The sequence below is a fragment of the Pseudoalteromonas rubra genome, assembly GCF_005887095.1.
Lineage (GTDB): Bacteria > Pseudomonadota > Gammaproteobacteria > Enterobacterales > Alteromonadaceae > Pseudoalteromonas > Pseudoalteromonas rubra_E.
Genome location: NZ_PNCI01000027.1, coordinates 46,634 through 67,061 on the forward strand (window position 1 = coordinate 46,634; position 20,428 = coordinate 67,061).

Annotated in this window: 14 protein-coding genes; 2 read left to right on the plus strand and 12 right to left on the minus strand. The window is 47.3% G+C overall.

The genetic code is table 11. From position 1 onward, the window contains the following. Nucleotides 1–46 precede the first annotated feature (46 nt). From CWB99_RS12235 to CWB99_RS12245, 3 genes are all read right to left on the minus strand, one after another. Nucleotides 47–1,045 carry a hypothetical protein gene (locus CWB99_RS12235; protein ID WP_138550548.1) on the minus strand — a complete coding sequence of 333 codons (999 nt, stop codon included), beginning with the start codon at nt 1,043–1,045 and terminating at the stop codon, nt 47–49. An 86-nt stretch (nt 1,046–1,131) separates the two neighbouring features. Beyond that, the gene (locus CWB99_RS12240; protein ID WP_138550549.1) at nt 1,132–2,022 is read right to left on the minus strand and encodes an NAD-dependent epimerase/dehydratase family protein; all 891 of its coding nucleotides are present in this window, start codon (nt 2,020–2,022) and stop codon (nt 1,132–1,134) included. 219 nt (nt 2,023–2,241) lie between these two features. Continuing rightward, nucleotides 2,242–3,438: a serine hydrolase domain-containing protein gene (locus CWB99_RS12245; protein ID WP_138550550.1), complete on the minus strand. Its 1,197-nt coding sequence runs from the start codon at nt 3,436–3,438 to the stop codon at nt 2,242–2,244. Between the two features lie 261 nt (nt 3,439–3,699). Here CWB99_RS12245 and CWB99_RS12250 point away from each other — a divergent pair, with 261 nt between their 5' ends. Beyond that, nucleotides 3,700–4,518, plus strand: a complete 819-nt coding sequence (locus CWB99_RS12250) for a substrate-binding periplasmic protein (RefSeq protein ID WP_138550551.1) — start codon at nt 3,700–3,702, stop codon at nt 4,516–4,518. A gap of 75 nt (nt 4,519–4,593) precedes the next feature. Here the strand turns inward: CWB99_RS12250 and CWB99_RS12255 are convergent, their stop codons facing one another. Together CWB99_RS12255 and CWB99_RS12260 are read right to left on the minus strand one after the other, a co-directional pair. Further along, nucleotides 4,594–5,448 (minus strand): hypothetical protein, encoded by an 855-nt coding sequence (locus CWB99_RS12255; protein ID WP_138550552.1) that lies wholly within the window; start codon nt 5,446–5,448, stop codon nt 4,594–4,596. A 288-nt stretch (nt 5,449–5,736) separates the two neighbouring features. After that, complete coding sequence (locus CWB99_RS12260; protein WP_138550553.1) at nt 5,737–6,615, minus strand: LysR family transcriptional regulator; 879 nt, start codon at nt 6,613–6,615, stop codon at nt 5,737–5,739. Between the two features lie 107 nt (nt 6,616–6,722). Between CWB99_RS12260 and CWB99_RS12265 the strand changes: the two genes are divergently transcribed. After that, nucleotides 6,723–7,097, plus strand: a complete 375-nt coding sequence (locus CWB99_RS12265) for a nuclear transport factor 2 family protein (RefSeq protein WP_138550554.1) — start codon at nt 6,723–6,725, stop codon at nt 7,095–7,097. Between the two features lie 23 nt (nt 7,098–7,120). Here the strand turns inward: CWB99_RS12265 and CWB99_RS12270 are convergent, their stop codons facing one another. The 7 genes from CWB99_RS12270 to CWB99_RS12300 all read right to left on the minus strand — a co-directional run bounded on the left by CWB99_RS12270 (nt 7,121) and on the right by CWB99_RS12300 (nt 19,904). Beyond that, nucleotides 7,121–7,504, minus strand: a complete 384-nt coding sequence (locus CWB99_RS12270) for a DUF805 domain-containing protein (protein WP_212748516.1) — start codon at nt 7,502–7,504, stop codon at nt 7,121–7,123. Between the two features lie 516 nt (nt 7,505–8,020). Then, entirely contained in the window at nt 8,021–9,409 is a 1,389-nt protein-coding gene (locus CWB99_RS12275; RefSeq protein ID WP_138550556.1) for a fibrinogen-like YCDxxxxGGGW domain-containing protein, read from the minus strand. A gap of 249 nt (nt 9,410–9,658) precedes the next feature. After that, nucleotides 9,659–12,052, minus strand: coding sequence for a glycoside hydrolase family 15 protein (locus CWB99_RS12280; protein ID WP_138550557.1), 2,394 nt, complete (start codon nt 12,050–12,052; stop codon nt 9,659–9,661). Nucleotides 12,053–12,071: 19 nt separating this feature from the next. Beyond that, nucleotides 12,072–13,562, minus strand: a complete 1,491-nt coding sequence (locus tag CWB99_RS12285) for an MFS transporter (protein WP_171045330.1) — start codon at nt 13,560–13,562, stop codon at nt 12,072–12,074. A gap of 1 nt (nt 13,563) precedes the next feature. Further along, complete coding sequence (locus CWB99_RS12290) at nt 13,564–15,420, minus strand: alpha-amylase family glycosyl hydrolase (RefSeq protein WP_138550644.1); 1,857 nt, start codon at nt 15,418–15,420, stop codon at nt 13,564–13,566. 89 nt (nt 15,421–15,509) lie between these two features. Beyond that, on the minus strand, nt 15,510–17,027 hold the full coding sequence (locus tag CWB99_RS12295) for a tryptophan halogenase family protein (protein ID WP_138550559.1): 1,518 nt from the start codon (nt 17,025–17,027) through the stop codon (nt 15,510–15,512). Nucleotides 17,028–17,108: 81 nt separating this feature from the next. Further along, nucleotides 17,109–19,904 (minus strand): TonB-dependent receptor, encoded by a 2,796-nt coding sequence (locus CWB99_RS12300; RefSeq protein ID WP_138550560.1) that lies wholly within the window; start codon nt 19,902–19,904, stop codon nt 17,109–17,111. Between the last annotated feature and the right edge of the window lie 524 nt (nt 19,905–20,428).

The following is a 20,428-nucleotide window of genomic DNA, read 5'->3' on the forward strand; positions in this document are numbered from 1 at the left end:
AAACAATTGCATTTAGGGTAAGTACTTATATTAAATGTCTTTGGGTTTAAACCACATAATCAACCTGCTGGACGAGGCCTGGTTTTCCATTCTCATCGAGATAAAACCCCGACTTTCGAATCGCTCCCTGTAGCTGCCCATCTGATCTGATGTTCATTGGCGTATCTGCGTTTTGTAACGCAATTGCACCTATGCTGGCATCATTGAGTGACACTAATTCATCCTGTTCTTTGTTTTTGACCCAAACCTTTAGGCTGTCAAAGATACTGTCATTTTCATCAATAAAGCCGTTTCCGTCGTCGTCATACTTGGCCAGATCGGCAAACCCATTGCCACTGAGCGCTCCAAACAGCTCCTTACCATCGTCGATTTGATTGTTTTGGTTGAGATCCAATGCCAGATAACCGTATCCCTTTTTCAGTTGCGCAAAGGTATCTGCGTCGCCGTCAGCATCTATATCAAAATCCATACGCTCGCTGTCCAATTCTACGGCACGATTGGTGAAACTAATGATCAGAGGATCTTTCATATTGACGTTTTCAATGGTCCGTTCATAACTGGTATGTGACTGCTCGAAGACAGACTTAAACGCGAAACTGATCTGCTCCCCGCTTTCAAGCCGAATTTGCCCATCGGCTTTGAAGACGTTTGACTGGCTCTCGTGAGCCAACCGCTCAACGATAACCTGTGTCGGCGCAGTTGGGCTGGCATTTGCCTGCTCTCCCGCCGACATAATCTCGGACATTTCAGCATGTGAAATATCTTTTCCCACCACAGCGTCATACCACTGAACGTCACTGCCTGAAAGTTTTTCAACCAGCAATTTCAGGATGTACATTCTGGCGCTGGTCTGCATATCCAGCTCTGTCGATGTACTGTCTACGTCCGCCACCTCCCCCTGTAAGGTCTGGTCCCCATTACCAGACTGGATAGGATTAACGTTCTCAGACGTTGGTGGGTCCGAAATTTCAGTCCGCTTTTCATAAACATGGGCCTGCCCCTCATGCTTATTACTCATGTTAACTTGTGCATTTTCAATTTTCATAGCTCCTCCGCTCCCATCCATGTAGTTTGGTATCGGCCAGGCCGAACAAACTTTGAGCGAATTCTGCGAGTTTTTGCACAATTTGTTTATGGCAGCGAACGACCACGTATACAGGGTAATACCTCAGCAGTTTCGGTATCCAGCATCTCCAATACTCGATTAAAATCATGTGTTGGTTGCCATTGCAGTTGTTGCCGTACGGCCGAAGAGTCATATACCCGGTCAAGAGACTTGGGCAAAGACCAGTTACGTTGCTTAAATGCCGACACCAGGTCAGGGCATTTTTCAGCGATGACTGCCGGTGCATCTTGGTATAAACGCTCACAATCGGCGCGGTTAAAAGGTGTGGCGCCGGATATGATAAAACGCCTGAAGCCCGTCAACCTTTTTTGTATGGCACACAGATGTGCCGTCGCCACATCTCTTGCGTCAATGCCACGTGTCAGCCTGTAGATTGCCATCAGATCTGCAGGCTCAGGAAAACAGCGCGACATTTGTAACACCGTTACCGGCAAACTATGCTCTGTCGAAATAGTGTGTAATGCTTGCTCTGCCAATATCTTACTTCGATGATAAGCCGACTTTGGCTGAGGTACGGTGTGCTCGGTGATCCAGCCAGCTCGCCCTGAAGGTGTAGAAGCATGACCGTACAAGGCCGTCGTGCTGGTAAAAACAAAGTGCTTAACCCCCGCCTGAACTCCAGCCAAAGCGAGTTGTTTTGTCGCTTCTACATTGACGAACTGAAACATATCTTCATCAACCAGCCCTACATGAGGAGCATGTAGAGCTGCGGTATGGACAACCACATCAATGCCCTCAACCGCCTCGTTTAACAAATCGCTATCGCGAATGTCCCCAACAAAGTCAGCCGTTGAACAAGGTGTTTTATCTAAGCCAACCACCTCGTATTCACGCATCAGCTTAATATAAATTGCCCGCCCAACTCTACCTGCCGAGCCCGTTACCAATACCTTCACTGTCTTTTACCTTATCCTCGCAACGACTGCAGCCAGTCTGTCACTTTGTCAGCGCAGGCCTCAACCGGCAGAGCCTGTGTAATACTCAAATCGCAGTTGCACCGGGCCATGCTGACCGTGTCTGCATAAATTTCTTTTAAATGATCCTGTACTCGTAAAATACCAATTAATTGTTTTACAAAGGAGAATAGCCCTTTGACAGGTATTCTCCATTTGCTGCTACATAAAGGCAGGTAACACCCGTTCTGCCATTAATTGCAGTGTGCTGTTTTCCCTTCGATTGGCAGTCACCACAACAACTAGGCCAAGTTCTTCGACCAAAATAATATACTGACCACCACCCCCTTGGGCAGACACACTATAGAAACGTTTCTCACCTGATTGAAGCTCAGCGTTCCACCAGTAATATCCATAGCCCTGTTTAGATACATCTTTACCGCCCCCAAACATGTCTTCATCCCCAGTATAGAGTTGAGGGCTGATTGCTTTTGTGATGTAACCTTGCGGGATCAACTGTTCACCCTGCCACATACCTTTGTTGCTGGCCAACGTGCCCCACTTGAGCATATCACGGGATGTCATGTTGACTCGCCAGCCAGCTTCAGGAAGGCCGTTATCAGCTGTTTGCCAACGATATTGTTCGATCCCCAGCTTATCAAGTAGCTCCTGCTTGATAAACGCTTCTGCTGTCCCGGGCACCACGGCATCAATCACATGCATGATCAGCATCGGGTCATCCTGATATTTAAATGTCTGCGTTTGTGCACTGATGGGAGCACTGCGCTCCAGCAACGCCTGAGCATGTTGCTGACCTTTAAGCTGTTCAGATATTTGTTCCAATCCTTTCTTTTGCTCGTCACTCAGTCGAATACCTGAGCGCATGGTCAGGGCCAGATTGAGCGTGATTTTATCACTGCCTGTTGTCAGCTTGCTGGTATCCAGACCCTTTAAAAAACTCACCACAGGTTTGTCCAGATCTGCCATGCTCAGATAACCCAGCTGAATGGCCCTGCCAAGTGCCATGCTGGTGTACACTTTGGTTGCAGATGCCTGATAATGTGGCAGGTTGATGCGGCCACGGGAATAATAGGACTCAAACACCAGCTTGCCTTTGTGGGCGATAAGTAGGCTGTCAAATTGCCCATGCATGTTGTTTTCTATTTCTTGTGCCAATTTTACTAGCAGCGCCCTGTTACCACCATCAACTCCGGTCGTTCCGACAGCCAAACCGTCGTTTTTTCGCTGTGGCGCTGTATCAATAAATGCGCTTTTGAGCTCTGTAACATCCCGGTACCCTCCCTCTAATTCAGCCTGCGTAGCCTCAATGGGCTGAGTACACTTTGCCATTATTAACTGACTAAAACTGCCCATGAGTAGGGTTACCACTAAGCTCGTTACTATCTTTTGTTTGATCATGTTAGCTCTCCTTTTTGTACAAGCGGTAACCTAGCTAAAGCAGCTCCTCTGTGCCTGACTTTTGGATGATTTCTATATGACTTTAAGGTATTGAGAAAATATATTATTTAAATTCAGTGCATTATAGAAAACAATAGTGCTTAGCGATAACAGTACAATGCTGTGTTGACTTTGCAGGAGCTTCATAAGCGACTTTGTTAATATCAAAAAATGAGACTGACAACCGAGGCGATCTTCTCTACGTTGCCGGACTGACGTTTTTTGACTAGACTCCCAGTATCATCATTCATTTACCGCAATATGCTACGTATCACACTTTTTTGTCTGTTCTTGTTTCCGCTGGCGGTATTATCAAACAGCGACAGGCTGGTCCTGATTGCTGGAGACAACTGGTGCCCAGTGAACTGTGGAGAGAATGATAAAGACAAAGGGTTTATGATTGATGTTGCCACCGAAGCACTGGCAATCTCCGGGTATGAGGTGCGGTACATTGAAATGCCTTGGCTCAGAGCCATTCATCAGGCCCGTGAAGGGAAAATTCATGCTATCGTGGGCGCGTTCAAAGATGACGCGCCAGACTTTTATTTTCCAAAAGTCCCTATTCTCAAACTCAGCCCAAATACCTTATTCACCCTGGCAGAGAACACCTGGGCATTCAACAACCAACACTCCCTCAACAAAGTGCGCCTTGGTGTTGTGCAAGGCTACGACTACGGTCACTTGCTAAATGCCTATATAAAATCTCACCGCACGTCTCCCAATAGCTACATTACACAAATATCCGGAGACAATGTTGTTAAACGCAGCCTGCTACTGCTAACCAGTAAGCGTATTGATGTCTATGTGGATGCCGGTCCGGTAGTCTGGTTTCAGGCTAAAAGAATGGGGATCATTGACCAAATCAAGTCCGTTGGATCAGTCAGTCCCCTGGAGAGCGCTTATATTGCCTTTTCTCCCAAACTGACGAGTAGCGAAAAACTTTCACTGGCGCTTGACCTGGGTGTGCTCAGGTTACAACTGGATGGTCGGCTTGCAGTGATAGCCAAAAAGTATGGCCTGCAGGAAAAACACTATCGATAAACCCGTAATACATTCATTGTCCTGTTTTATCGCACCAGAGATAAATACCGTCATATTCCTGCACTTTTATCCTTTTTAAATGTTCTCCGGGCAGGCTGGTTGTTCAGCAATAGCCTGTGCCGCATGTTGAGCCAGCTCTCCTTGCAGTTCGGGTGACACCCCGGCCACAATGCTGGTAGACCCTTTATCTACGGATTGTCCGGTGATGATTTGCGTGAATACCAGAGAGCTTAACAGGATACCCAAGGAGTCAGCATGATTGCCATCTGCAGCATGTAGTGTTAGTTCTGGCCTGCTGGCAATCGTGCCGTACCAGGCCTTTGCAATGGGTGCCAGACAACTTGGCTCTGCGGCAGCGATAGACTTGTGAATACCATGAACATAGCCGCCTTCCACAGTATTCCCCCTTTGTGGGTGCTCCGGAAACAAAATGGGCGTAGCGCCATGTGTTTTGGCCATTGCTACCCATTGCCTGGTTGCCTCTGTAGAATAATACTTAGACATAGACTGAGAGTATTTCTGACCCTGAATTATCAAATGTGTCCAGGGTGTATCAGGTTGCGTAAAGCGCTTAACTACTTCATAGTCGCCAATCAAATTGTCAGTAAAGCCAAACCCCAACACTTCAACATTGACGGTTTTATCAGGCGACATAGTTTCAATCGCGTGCTTAAGAGTTGGGGCAAGGCCACTGGAGTGGCTATTACCCACCATAGCAATTTGATAATGTTCTACATCAGAGTTGACTACCAAAGAAGCGGGCTTGATGTAATTTTTGACTAAATCGGCTGCCCCTTCTCGTGGTTGATTCTGCTCTGAGCTGTTTTGATTATCCACATCAGACGCACCATCTCCCCCACTGCCTCCGCATGCCCCAAGCAGTAGAGTGGGCAATAACGAAAGACAAAGCAATCCAGTATACTTGTTCATTTTTATGCACTTTCCTTTTGTTATACTGGCTACATAATGCCCACAAGCTCAACCACCCGTCAACGCAATATTAATTTATAATCATCATTTCATTAATATTAATACTGGATATCAATATCGTTAAGTATTTTTCCACCTGGCAAAGCGCAAAAAACAATGTCGGAAAACACTGTTATAAGGGAGGTACCAAGCGATCTGCATTCGCAAATCAGCTTGGCAATTAGATCACTCATACAAGGCATTGGATACTGTTACATTCGACGTTTCATTATGCCTCCTGATATCATTTTACCTGTCATACTCAGACAACCTATCCTGAATACCCGCACTCAGCGCATCCATGCATACCTGGACAGCCATAGGTGTATGCTTGGAAAAGGGAGTGAGCAAGTAAACCGAATTTTCGGACAGACTGGCCTGTGGCAGGAGCACAGTGACATCCTTCAAAAAGTGCTTTAAATAAAAGTCCGGAACTAAGCCTATTCCTGCCCCAGCCCGGATTAGTGAAACGGTACTATGAAATGCATTTGTGATGCAACTAACCTTAGGAGTTAGCGTCTTTTCTTCACCATTTTCCGTTATAAATTGATGCGTTATCAGCGCGCCTTCCCAGGCATTTGCAATATAAGGAGCCTGCGTCAGTTTCTCTTTTGAAAAACGTGCATGTCCGCATAGTACATCGCGAAAGCGACCCAGCCTTTTTTGCTTGAGTGTGCTGTCTTTAGACGTACCAATACGGACTGCAATATCTATGTTGTGCGCCATCATATCGAGGTGCTGATCATCACAAGTTAGCTTGACTAGCACACCTGGGTACTGTTGCATCAATTCACCAATAATCGGAGTGAGCAGGCTTTCTATCAGTGCATTCGGCGCTGTAATATGTACGCTTCCCTCAGGTTCAACCTGTTGGGCCTGAATATCTTCCCAGGCCGCTTCGGCTATCTGATTGAGTGATTTACACGCCTCATAAAAGCGCTTGCCCGGCTCAGTCAGAAACTGTCGACGAGTTGTGCGTTTGATCAACACCACCCCCAACTCCTGCTCAAGCACTTTTAAATGCTGACTGATCACTGATTTTGACAAACCTAGTTTTTCTGCTGCGCCGGACAGGGAACCGGCTTCGACGACGTGGGCAAACAACGACATTTTTCCAAGTTGGCGCATATTGATTGTATGGAATAACTAAACAGTGTTTTCTATTATCTTTGTTTTTCAGAACAATTAAAACCACTATTCTAATCTCACTGAAACAAAACAAACGGAGTCTCTCGATGACAGACCAACAAGAACTGGCTTTATGTCAGGCTGGTATTCAAGCCTGGCAGGATGCATTTAACCGACAAAATGCCGCTGGCTGCGCTGCACAATATGCATCAACTTGTACTATGCAGGCGCGCCCTGTAGGCATGTTTACAGGAACTGATGATATAAGAGCATTTTGGCAGGACATTATCGACCAGGGGTTCAGTGATGTAGTCTATTTCGACGTCGTATGGGAAAAGCACCCAAAAGCAGGTTACTTACTCAGTGCAAACTGGACGATGAACAAAGCCTTTGGCAAGATCCACGCTGAACATTGGGTGGTTGAGCAAGACGGCAGAGCTCGTCTGCAAAGTGATGATTTTGAGATCCTGGGCGAGCGTTAAGCCACCCAGGAAACTGCGCAAAGCTAAGCAAGCTCAGCTTGTGGTGCTTCTTTTGGGTTAGGGCCGTATTCGTTTTCACCCGGCTTACTGTCCATCACATTAAATACAAGCAGTACCAGAGGGCCGACTAAAGGCACAAATGTTAACAGCAACCACCAACCACTGCGGCCAATATCGTGCAAACGGCGTACACCGACTGCAATACTTGGAATGATAACGGCAAGTGCATACAAGCCACTTACAAGACCAACACCCGCTTCCTCAGAGTACAATCCCAGCATCATATCAATCAAACCCAGCACAATCATGACGATGAGATTGCATAGCATAAACAGCCAATACTCTTTGCGTCTAGCTCGACCCTTGAATTCCGTATAGTTTTTTAAAACAGATAAATAACTGTCGATCATTCTTACTTCTCCTTATTTTTCCTATTTAACTTGCTGCAATCTGAAGATTGCGGCAAACAAAGCGTAAATGGCATTAAATACTTTCTTACCAAAGGCCATTCTATTGGCCGTTTACTTCAGCACGGCGTCAGCGACTTAACTAATAGAGAACCGAGGGTGCCCAAAGCACACTCAATACATAGGCTAATCCAATCTTGACAGTATTATATTACTGCTCAGACTTGAGCTCCCTATTAGTTGCCATAAAGTATAGAGAAAAACGGTTAAAAATCTTCCCGATATTGCAAACGGTTAACTTTGAGACGCAGGCAAACCCATAATGAGTTCATACCACAGCGATAAGATAAGGCAAAGGTATTACACAAAGGAAAAAACGCGGTACATTCAGGGTGTACCGCGTTTTATCAGTTAAAGACTAATGCTTGACACTAGGTTTGGTTAATAATGGTTCTCTACTTAATATGCAATGAAAACCATACACTTAGGTTTAAGAACCTGCTATCTCAGACTCAGCTAGCGAACATACACATATGAAGTCTGTTGACTTACGTAAGTCACAATATTTGTAGATTTATAGATCTTGGAATAACCGTAAATATTCTGATAGTCTAGCATTGAATAATCAGAACCAGAGCCTGAACAGCCTGAGTTTTCATGCCAAAATAACCGATATCTCCTCTCTCCCGTCTCGCCCGGAATTAAACCAAGCGTGTCCTGAAGAGGCACACAATTTGCGTTTTTAAGCACAGAAATATCAGCAATCGCATACGCACCATTGAAGGTGGGCATTGTCATCATCAGCTCGCTATAGGTATCTTTGATATATTGCCAATGTGCGTCTGGCAGGTGGTAATTGTCATCAAGTGATGTAATGTTCTGCGCTTCGACCATAAAACCGGTTAAGTCGTTTGGCCAGCCATCATAGTTTTTATTAGGTGCAAACCTGATGCTGACTAAAGTCCAGCCACCACCTTGATATTCCATATCACAGTAAGTCGTGAACTCGCTCAGACCACCTCTGCCATCCACATCCAGTGTATAATAGCCAGATTGCGCGCTGGGATCTGCGCTTAGAATAGCTTGACAGCTTTGTGGCTCAGGCGCTTCAGGCTCGCGAACATTTAGATTCGCGCGAACGGTCATCGTATCACTGCCCAGGGTTGTAATGTCCTGCGCAAACAAGTGACCATTCAATTCAAGTACATTAACAACTTCTGTGGTATGCGTTAACTCTGTATCTTTAGACTGCTCTTCATGAAGAAAAATATCATGCTCACCCACTGGAGTAATTTGATCAGTAGCTTTCACCTGTTCGAGCTTGTATGAGATACCTGAATCAAGCCGACCTTCACTATTTGGCGTATAAATAGCAAGGTAAGCCACTTTTTCATTTACTTCAGAACCAGTACTGCTTTCCTGATACTGAACTTGAGCGTTAAAACCTAGTCGTGTAACGTGACTCGCTCTGGCAGTGTAGGGGTCAACACCATTGCGCGTTTGACCAGTCAGAAAGACAAACGGAACTTGCGGCATTGTCTCTGAAAAAGACAACATTTGACTACTGCCATTGAGGTCAACCACTCCAACCTCCCAGATAGAACCGTCTGACTGAAGGTGTCGCCCATAATCTAAGACAAAGGTTGACACAGTTTCACTCAGATGCGCACCATCCAGATAAGGCCACTCAGAGAATGAGATATTTACGGTGCCATCGTTATTGTCAACAACAGAAACGGTACCAGCAGTGGAGTCATTAAAGCTCGCAACACCTGTAAATATTGCTTGCTGCGCCGCTTTTCCGACAGAGGTACCCTGCTCTGTAATTTGGTTAAACTGTAAATCCTGTGCATTAACAGAACATGCAGAAGCCATAAACAGAGATATTAAAGTTTTTCTATTCATTACTCTTCCCTTATTATAATTGGGTATTTAATTTCCTATAAATTATTGGATTTATAATACAATAATCGAGGAATTAAACCTACAATAGAATTGAAGTAATGAAATTTTAAGTACAAAAGTGTGATCTAAGTCTATTCTCGATGCTGACCCTGAGCTTAAGTCTGATAATAAATTGCTAGATTAAATATCAGTAAATAAAAAACGCGGTAACCCTCAGATATACCGCGTTTTGTTGTCGAGAGAAACCGACTATTTAAGCGCCTGCTCAAGAATCGGGTAATGATCCCAGACTTGCTTATCGGCAAGTGATCGAACCAGCTTCACATACTCAGCATGCGTCCAGGCCAGTGGTGTGGCAGAGTTTGTGCCCTCGCCCAGTGTATAACCGAACGGATTCACACCCACGCCATCCCACACCTGCTCAGGCAGCATCAGGCCTTCGTTTGCAAAGTGCTCCATGCCTTTGATGTAAGTGTATTTGATACGCTTAACCGCATTGTCATCCAATCCATTAGCCTGGCTGGCCGCTGCGATTTCGTAATGACCGCGCTCACCGGTGAAGAAAGGCCATACCCGACCACGCTGACCGGCTGTGTTCTGACCCTGCTCAGCATAATTGGTTCCACGCACTTCGTCTTCTCCGTAACCGTCGTTACCATAGCGGCGGTAGCCCGGATAACTATTAGGATCCCCGGCAAAGTTAAAGCTGTATTTAACTCGCAGGTTCTCCGGCAGGTTTTCATCTTCATACTCTGGCAAGGTATTGGTAATGCTGCTGGCATCTGCCGCTCTGACGCCGTAGCGCACAAGCTCCAGGAAGCCACCATCAATGATCTGCTTCTTATCCATACCCGCACGGCCGTTGTTGTCGCTTAGCTTAGTATCGGTATTCGGGTTAGCGTCTTTGCCAATGCGGAAGAAATATTTACCATCGCTTTGCTTAGAAGGCAGGTTACCCTCAGTGGTGAACATAGTCGATTCCACTTCACTGTCGTAACGCTTGGCTGTTGCCATATAACGCTCACTGCCGGCTTTATCTCCGGCCAGTTTCGCAATGTCACTGGCAGCGACCAGGCCCGCGATAACGGCAGCGGTTGTCGATGGTGAATAACCATCTTGCTCTTCCCAACGCTCCTGTTGTGTTGCCGGTGGTGTGATCTGAGTGTCGTTCCAGAGGATTCTTGCCAACCCGCCATCGACTAAGAACTCGGCCGCTGGCTGGAGCATACGCTTGTACCAGTAAGCAAGCTTCTCATCGCTCAGTACACCGGCCTGCCAGAGTTTCCACGCCAGCATAATTGGCATAGCAGTTTGGTCCAACTGCACGCCTACCCACTCCAGCTCACCGTCAACATGGGTTTTTTGTAAGAACCAGCCGGTGTCGCCGTGGTTGCCAGGCGTCTTGTCTGTGACCTGAACTTTTTCCAGATATTCAAATGCAGTCAGTGCGGTTTGCGGATCGCCCATAGCCAAAAATGCCATTGCCACCTGATAGAAGTCGCGTACCCAGACCGCTTTATAACCGGTGTGGCCTTGCTCAGCCGCCACGGTGTCACCCCAGGGGTTAGACAAAGAAGCGATCAGGGCTCCTGCGTGGGTTTTATCTTCCTGCGCCTTTAACACCAAAGCACTGGTATAAAGTAGTTTGCCCTGATCGGCCGTGTAACCGCTGAGCTTTTGCATTGGCTCAAGACTGTTCAGATAGTCGCGCCAGCCAATGGCTTCTCCCTCACCATTGTAGTGGGCCAGCACCTGCTGATAACCACGGGCCAGTGACTGAGCACCTTCCTGGAAACTCGCGCTTTGCGATGTGCCAAAACTCAGTGCCAGGTCGAATGTCGCCTGCTTGTCGACGTCACCCAGCTCCGCCAGCCAATTAACGTTGCCGCTTTGTGCGCCTGTGTTGGTGTAACGCTGTGCCATTGACTGGCTTGCTTTAAGCTCTGCCAGACCATCGCTCTGACCGGTAAAGCCCACGCTTGCTTGCTTAAAGCCCGTCCTGCTTTGCAGTGTCAGGTAATTGTCTCCTTCCCAGGCAACCAGGCCCTGCTCTGTGACTTTCGCAAAATCGTTCAGGCCGTTGTTATTCACATACGGATTCACATTAACGAACAGCTTCACGCCATCTCGCTCAGTATGTACCTTCGCCCGGACAAACAGCGTTTGCCCGTCAGGATCGGTGAATATGTGCTTCTCTAGCGTAAAACGGCCTTGCTTGTCTTTGCTTGTCACTTTGTATGCTAAAGACAGCGGACGACCTTGTGCGTCTTTATCGAGGTAATCGATACTGACGTCCAGCGCATCTTGTTCCGTTACCGTAAAATCCGGGCCGGTAACAATAAATTGCATGTCTTTGATCTGCGCCTGGTGAATAAGACCAAACATAGTCTCTGTGATCATGCCCTTGGCGATGGAAAACCACACTTTTGATACGGCTTGCGTACTTGCTTGATCTGAATACTGGCCCTGCTTGTAAGCTTCGTAGGAAGTACCAATACCGGTTTTACCAGAGTACGCCCAGTATGGCTTGTCACCCGGTGCGCCTGGTGCTGTAGTCTGCGGTTTATCGGCGTAATTTGCGCTGCCACAGCCCACAAGTCCGGCAGCAACCAGTGCCAGAGTTAAACTAGATAGTTTTTTCATAAAGTCTCCTTGGGTGGTGTTATTGTTGTTCAATTTTCACCCGCATCACAGCAATCGCTGCGAGCAGGAACGACACACCACCAACCACTAATGCAAAAATCGGTTGATTATCAAATAGGTTTCTCAGGATCAGGCCAAGTACACTGGCCGCCATCAGCTGCGGGATCACGATGAAGAAGTTGAAGATCCCCATAAAGACGCCCATTTTATGAGCTGGCAACGAATTACTCAGCATGGCGTAAGGCAGCGACAGGATTGAGGCCCAGGCAAAGCCAATGCCAATCATCGGCAGCCAAAGCAGGCTCGGATCGGCTATCATTTTAAAGCTCAATAATGCGCCTGCGCCCAGCACTAGGTTAATGCAGTGTGCGCCACGCATGCCCAGGCGATTCACCATCACAGGGATACATACGGCAGCCAGTGCGGCAAAACCGTTGTAGGCGGCAAACAATACACCCACCCAGTCGGCCCCATCGTTATAGGCTTTGCTGGTTACGTCGTTGGTACCATAGTGAAAACTGGTGACTGCCGAGGTCGTATAGATCCACATAGCAAACAAGGCAAACCAGCTGAAGAATTGCACCACTGCAAGCTGGCGCATGGTGCCGGGCATAGTAAAGACATCGTAGATAACATTATAAAAGCCACCTGAGGTGCTGCCGCGTTGCTGCAGGTAGCCAGCAATTAACAGGACCAACGTAAAGGATAAGAACAACCCGCTCAGCAGATACAACTCTTTTTCTAGTTGCAGTCCAATTACAGCAGCCAGGATCCCCCCACCAATCACGCCAGAAACAAGTGCCGAGCGTGCATAGTTGATCACCTGATAGCTTTGGCTGGTTTGCGCTTCAACCGCTTCACCGGCAAACTCAGCCAGCTGTTGTGGGGTGTACTCTTTGGTTTTTAGGATGGTCCAACCCACCGCCAAAAACAGCACCACACCACCGAAATAGAAGGCATACTTAACAGACTCTGGGATCTGACCTGCCTCAGCGGTATTGCTGATCCCAAACCAGTTGGTCATCATCCAGGGCAAGGCAGATGCCACCACGGCACCCACGCCAATAAAGAAGCTTTGCATCGCATAGCCATTGGCGCGCTGCTTTTCGTTGAGATTGTCACCCACCAGTGCGCGAAATGGCTCCATGGTAACGTTGATTGACGCATCCATGATCCACAACATACCCGCCGCTATCCAAAGTGTCGGAGAGTTCGGCATAAAGAATAACGACAAGGTGGTCAAAATGGCGCCATACAAAAAGAAAGGTCGTCTGCGGCCCAGCTTGCCCCAGGTGCGATCACTCCAGTAGCCAATAATTGGCTGTACGATCAGACCTGTAAGTGGTGCGGCAACCCAGAGAATGGGAATATCATCGACTTTGGCGCCCAGCGTCTGAAAGATCCGGCTCACGTTACCGTTTTGCAGTGCAAAGCCAAACTGGATCCCCAGAAAGCCAAAGCACATGTTCCAGATCTGCCAGAAACTGAGTTGTGGTTTTTGTTTTTGCATATTAATTCTCTAGTTCAAAGACCGCACTGGCCAGCGGTGCCAGGGTGACTGTCAGCTGATTATTGTTAAGCGCAACCTGCCCATGCTGCTCCAGTCTGTCAATTGCTTTACCCTGCCAGCCATCTGGCAAAGTGACAGAGACAGTTTGGGGGGCTTCTGCATCAAAGTTACTGACCACAACCAAACGTTGTGACTCGCTCTGACGGGCAAACCCAATGACTTTGGTTGCGGATTGACCGCTACGCGTTGTGACTGGTGTCGAGACTAGCTCACCCTGTGCTATGGCACTGAATGAGGCCATGTTCATCAGTTTTTGGTAATAAGCGCGCAACGCCTTTTGCTCTTCACTCAGCAAGGCACCATCAAACTTGCCCTGGTTCATCCAGGCCTGATGGGCCGGTACCCCGATGTAATCGAAGATACTGGTGCGGCTGGGTTTACCGAATCCGGCCATTTCTGAGCCGTCTTCACCCACGCTCTGAGCAAAATACAACAAGGTTGGTGACTGACTGATCAAATGACTCACCACCATGGCGGGTTTGCCTTTATTGGCATCACCTGCAAACTCGGGACTGGCAATACGTTGCTCATCGTGGTTTTCTAAAAAGTGCAACATGTGCGGTGCGATATCCTTAACACTGGCATGCACATCCAGCACCTGCTGCGCCGTGCCTTTGCCCTGCATCAGGGCCTTGAGTGAGTCGTACAAGCCCACTTTGTCGTACAGGTAATCCATCTTGCCCTGTTCAATATAAGCACGGTAAAGCGTTGGGTTATACACCTCGGCAAGCAAGAAGGCGTCGGGGTTTTTCATCTTGATAGACGCATTGAGAAAGCTCCAGAACTCAACCGGCACCATCTCGGCCATATCATAACGGAAGCCATCTACGCCTTTATCCAGCCAGTAATAGGTGATATCGCGGAACTTATACCAGCTGTCGGGCAGTTTTTTATCCTGCCAGAATGCATAGTGCTCGCGATAATCAAGCTGGGCATAATGCGCCGGTAGTGTTGCAAAGTCGTAGCTGCCATCGGGCTTAACACCATAGTTCACTTTTACGGTTTCATACCAGTCATGAATATGGGGCTGGGCCGCGCGTGCGCCGTTGCCGGTCCATTTGGCCGGGCTTTCAGTGAACTGGCCATCGGCAAGCGGGTGTGGCTCGCCGCCAAGTACCTGATAGTTTTGCGAGCTAGGCACGCTAAAATCTTCGCCGGTCACATAGTAAAAGTTATTATCACGGGCATAAGTCACTGAGGTATCGTCGTTCGCGCCGAAGTCGCTGACACCTTGTGGTGCGCTGAGCGATTGATAATTTCGCGCAACGTGGTTGGGCACAATATCAATCACCACTTTCATACCTGCTTCATGGGTACGGGCGATCAGGGCTTCGAATTCAGCCAGCCTGTTGGCAGGGTTAACGGCCAGATCCGGATTCACATTGTAATAGTCTTTTATGGCATAAGGTGAGCCCGCACGGCCTTTAACCACATCCGGGTCGTCCAGGGCTATTCCATACTCGGTGTAATCCCCCACCAGGGCATGATGTAAAACCCCGGTATACCAGACGTGGCTCACGCCCATAGCTTTGATTTCAGACAGGGCTTTTGGGGTGAAATCAGCAAACTTGCCTACGCCATTTTGTTCTTTTGTGCCCCAGGGAATATTGTTGCTATTGGTGTTACCGAACAGGCGGGTAAAAACCTGATAAACAACTGGCTTTGCGTCGCTGTGCTGCGCTGCCAGACTCTGAGTTTCGGTGACCGTCGTCTTGTTGATGTTAGTACTGTTGCAGGCACTCAGTACCACAGAGCCGGTGATCAGCCCAAGGGCAATCACCAGCGGTTTTATTGTCATCATAATATTGTCATTTTTAGTATTTTTAATGAGTCTACTGACTTGATAATCACGGGTGAACCGCCTGCATACGTATTCAGAGCGGCTATTCACTTTTGTGTCATGTTATCTATGAATGCCCGATGTGTCGGTAACTGATCCACCGTATGCTGGATCAAAGTTTCCAGACTGTCTAATAAGTCCGATGCTTGTTCGTGACTGAATTGCATTGCAAGCGGATGCAGTGCACCAGGTTTTATGCCTTGGCCTAACATCACCTGCTGCCAGGCAAGATTGCTAAATAGGTTACCCTCATCACGCATAACAGCCCCGCTCTGTTGAAACAGCGCCAACCTTTGTTCAAGTGACTCCGGGACTTCCATATCTTTGCACCAACGCCAGAAAGCCGTATCGTCGCGCTTAGTAGCTTTGTAGTGCAAAATAATAAAATCTCGGATCTGCTTCATCTCCTGGCTAAACTCTGAGTTGCAAGCTGCGCGTTGCATGTCGGGTTGCTTTGACACTGGAAAATGCCGGATTAACCGCATGATTGCACTTTGTATTAAATGTATACTGGTTGACTCAAGCGGCTCCAAAAACCCACTGGATAATCCGATAGCAAAGACATTTTTATGCCACTGCTTACGACGCATCCCCGTTTTGAAGCGGATCAGCTTTGGCTCATCAAGTGGTTTGCCCTGAAGATTTGATAGTAATACCTCTCGGGCCTGCGCTTCACTGCAAAATCGACTGGCAAAAACTAATCCGTTGCCGACCCGATGCTGCAGTGGGATCCGCCATTGCCATCCAGCACCATGTGCAATCGACTGAGTATAAGGAAGTAAAGGCACATCGCCGTGTTCTGTGGGTATGGCAAGCGCACTGTCACATGCCAGCCAGTGACTCCAGTCGTCAAAGCCGACATTGAGTGTTTTGTCTATTAACATGGCACTCAGACCACTACAGTCAATGAACATGTCAGCGCTTAAGCAAGCACCATCATGCATGACCAACTCAGACACTTCACCAGTTTGCTGGTCAAGCTTTACCTCCGTGACCTTGCCTTCTTTGCGGATAACCGCTTGCTTTTGCGCAACCTCTTTTAATAGCTTCGCATATAGTCCGGCATCAAAATGATAGGCATATTCAAGTCCTGGTAAACGGGTGTTTGGTATCACAGGCAGATGCGCAAAGCGCCCCGCTTTTGCAGCTCGAAAGTTAAGCGAATAGTCCCACAATGTACTTTTGGCTGTGCCGTGTTGCTCGGCCATGTGCTGCGCATGCTGCCAGACATGATGAAAGTCACAAAATCCAAAGCGTTTGCCAATACTACCAAACGCATGCATATACTGTGCGCTGGCACTCCCCCATCTGGTAAACTCGATCCCAAGTTTTATGGTCGCTTGTGTACGGGTTATGAATTCACGCTCATCCAGGCCTAGCCCCCGATTAAAGTCAACCAAAGGTGGAATACTGGCTTCGCCAACACCGATAGTCGCAATCTCGTCTGACTCCACGAGAGTAATTGAAAGCTTGTCTCTGAAAATTCGGGAAAGCATTGCCGCGGTCATCCACCCAGCGGTACCACCTCCCAGAATAATTAATTCTTTGACACCCGTATTTTGCATGCTTCACTCCAAAAAAAGCCTCTGATGCAAAACGCACCAGAGGCTGATTGTTAGCTGGTTAATATTGCGCTGATCGCCATATTAAAACTTATAGCTGAGCCCTAACAATAGGGTGCGGCCATAATCCTGATAGTCGCGAACCTGCAATGCGTTATCACCGGACAATGCAGTAAACGGTTCTTCGGTGATGTTTTGCACCTGGATGTTCACAGCCAAGCCATCTAACTCTTTAAAGCCAGCATCGCCAAAATCATAACCTAACTGCGCATCCCAAATCGTTTCTCCAAGAATATCTACCTGTACTGTGTTAAAACCAGTGCCATAGATATCCCCTTTAAACTCGCTGCGCTTACGCATGCTTGTTCTGAATTGCAAACCATGGTTCTCATAATAAACCGTCAGGCTTTGAACTTTGTCAGACAGACCAGGCAGCTTATATTCATTGCCATTGTGATCTTTAACATCTGATTCAACACCGGTATGGCTGGCAATCAAACCAAAGCCTTCCAGGCTATCGTGGAACAGGCTAAATGGTAAAGTCACAGACAGCTCATAACCCCACAGGTCACCGCCTCCGCCATTCACTTTCAAGTGACGCGTTGCCGTTGGATTTTCTGGCACTAAGCCAGTTGCCGGGTTAACAACGCCCGATAAATCTTCAAGGACAGAAGCATCGAAAATCCAGTTGTTCAGATCTTTATAGAAAGCGGCAACCGAGAAGTAACCCTCTGAGTGGAAGTAGTTTTCATAGGTAATGTCGTAACCGTCAGCTTCTTTTGGCTCCAGATACGGATTACCGCCTTTCACTTCCCAGTTATTACCTTCGTTGTCTGGCGTTTCTCTGTAATGGCGTGTGACCGATGAGTTCATTTCATCCATACGCGGACGTGAAATGGTCTTTGCATAGCCAAATCGAACTGTTTGCTCATCATCAATCGCCAATGATAAATTCAGGCTTGGTAACAAGTGGTTATAGCTATGGTCAACATTGCTGTTTTCCAGTACCACTTTTCCGTTGCCGTCAATGCCTGCTTCTGTCCCTTGCGTGCTGATGTCGGTCTTCACGTAACGCAGACCAAGGTTACCTTTTAATGGCAGGCTGGCAATCTCTGTATCGATATTGGCTTGAACATACGCAGCCATCACTTCTTCTTTAACACCCCATGATTTAGACGCATGGCTGGTGTTGGTCAGGCTCTCTGCCAGCAAATCAAACTTACCGTCTCTCACCATAGCGCGTGAGTCATAAGCAACCATGTTGCCCATACCGATGAAGTCCAGATTAGCTGTGCCCAGTCTGTATTGCTCAGGGATCGCTTGCAGTGCCAGATTGTCCGGGTAAGACGCATCGGAAACCGTCATGAAGTAACCTTCTGACTGCTTGGTTTTTTCTCGCTCACGATAAGATACGCCACCTTCAACTGAGCTAAACAGGTCACTCTCCAGTGCTTGTTTGGCTGCCAGTTTCAATGAGTTGATCTCGTCTTCCAACACTGGCGCGTTAATGAAGCCATCTTGCAGTGTGTTTTCGTAATCTGTGCCCGTTACATTGTACTTTTCATTCAATGCAGCACTGCCACCCCAAGACAACGGACCACCCAGCTTGATTAAGTCATAGTCACTGTAATCTAGCTCATGAGTGAACTGAGCACCGGTGTTTCCGCCGTTAAACGCATAGCCAATGTTATCCGCCACACCGCGACTGTCACCACGGCCTGTGCCAGAGTAACTTTCCAGACTCCAAATTTTTCTTTCTACACTTGAATGACTGGCATCTAACTCAAGCTGCAAAGTGTCAGTCAACTCATACTTGGTATTAAAACCAAGTGACGTCATTTCTGCGTCGCGATCTTCGTAGTCATTTCTAACCACCGGGCGTTGCTCTGAAATGGTTGCGCTGGTAATAAAGCCAGATGCGTCATCAACAGTTGCTGACCCAGGTAAAATTGTGCCCTGACCCCAGGCGAATGGGATCTCAATACCGCGCAGGATCTTTTCATCTTTGAAATCAACGTACAGTGCATCAAACACCATAGATAATCGATCGTTAGGCGCGGCTTCAAAAACAAACATCGCAGAATCACGTTCAAGTGTCGATGAACGTACAAATGGCTTAGCGCCACCCAGAATTGAGTAATTCTTACCATTTGCTTCAAATTCAGGGTAACCCCAGGCATTCCAGCGTTTTTCCTGATTTGGTGAAGACATGGTAGTGAGCGCGAATGCAACACCTATGGTGTCATCGGCAAACTGATCAATGTACGAAAACGTGCCGCGATATCCTTTATCATTACCATCCGGGTTAAGCTTATCAAAACCCGTTTGCTCGTATGCGGTATTCACCTGAAAAACGCGCTCGCCCATGCTCAAAGGTTTAACGGTTTGCATATCGATGACGCCAGCAATCCCCTCTGCTTCAAGGTTTGCGCTAGGCGTCTTGTAAACAGTCACACCGCTCATTATTTCTGAAGGGTAAAGGTCAAACTCTACGCCCCGGTTGTCACCAATAGAGACTTGCTCACGACCGTTAAAAGTCGTCGCGCCTTCGTTCTCACCAAAGCCGCGAATAGACACTTTACTGGAGCGGCCATCAAGCCGTTGCGAAGTCAGGCCCGGCAGTCGAGCTATAGATTCAGCGATAGATGAATCTGGCAGCTTACCAATATCTTCTGCTGAAATAGACTCGACCACTTCTGGAGAAAAGCGTTTGGTGTTGATCGATTTTACAACACTGCCCCTAAATCCTTTAACTTCAATAACTTCCACTTTCTTTTTTGCAGTGTCAGCTTGCCCCTGCGTGTCTTCCGCAAATGCGCTCGTGTTAATACCCGCTGCAACAAATGCCAGCGTTAGCATACTTGGTTTGAACATAGACATAGTGTTTTATCCCAATTAACCATTTTTATGACGCCTAGTTGTTTGTTAATTCGTCACACGGTGATCCGTGGAGCGCTACAACGATTTATACAGGCGGTAATTTTGTTGTCAGCGGCAATAGTAGCGCTGCGTTCAACACGCAAACAACTTTATGCATACGTATTCAACGCAACTTGCAGCGAAAGCTGTTCACAGAATGTTCACCATCAAACAAGCTAACTTACTGTAAAGTTTATAAATGTTAGCGCAACAATCTCTCCCGAAAAACTGGTCATACATGCTTCTTCAGGTTCACTAAGTTTTAACGAAATTAAAATATCTGCCAGTTAATCGTCGATAAAACTTGCCACATTTTTCCTTCACACTCTACCAATGGAAATTGGTATTACCAATTAATCTTACTGTAACACAGATAAAACACGGAGACCCGAAATTGGAATCAACATTGGTAAAGTACACCGACAAGTCTGCATTTATTCTTTTCTTCTTTTTCAGACGTAACTAATTGCGCTGCATACGTATGC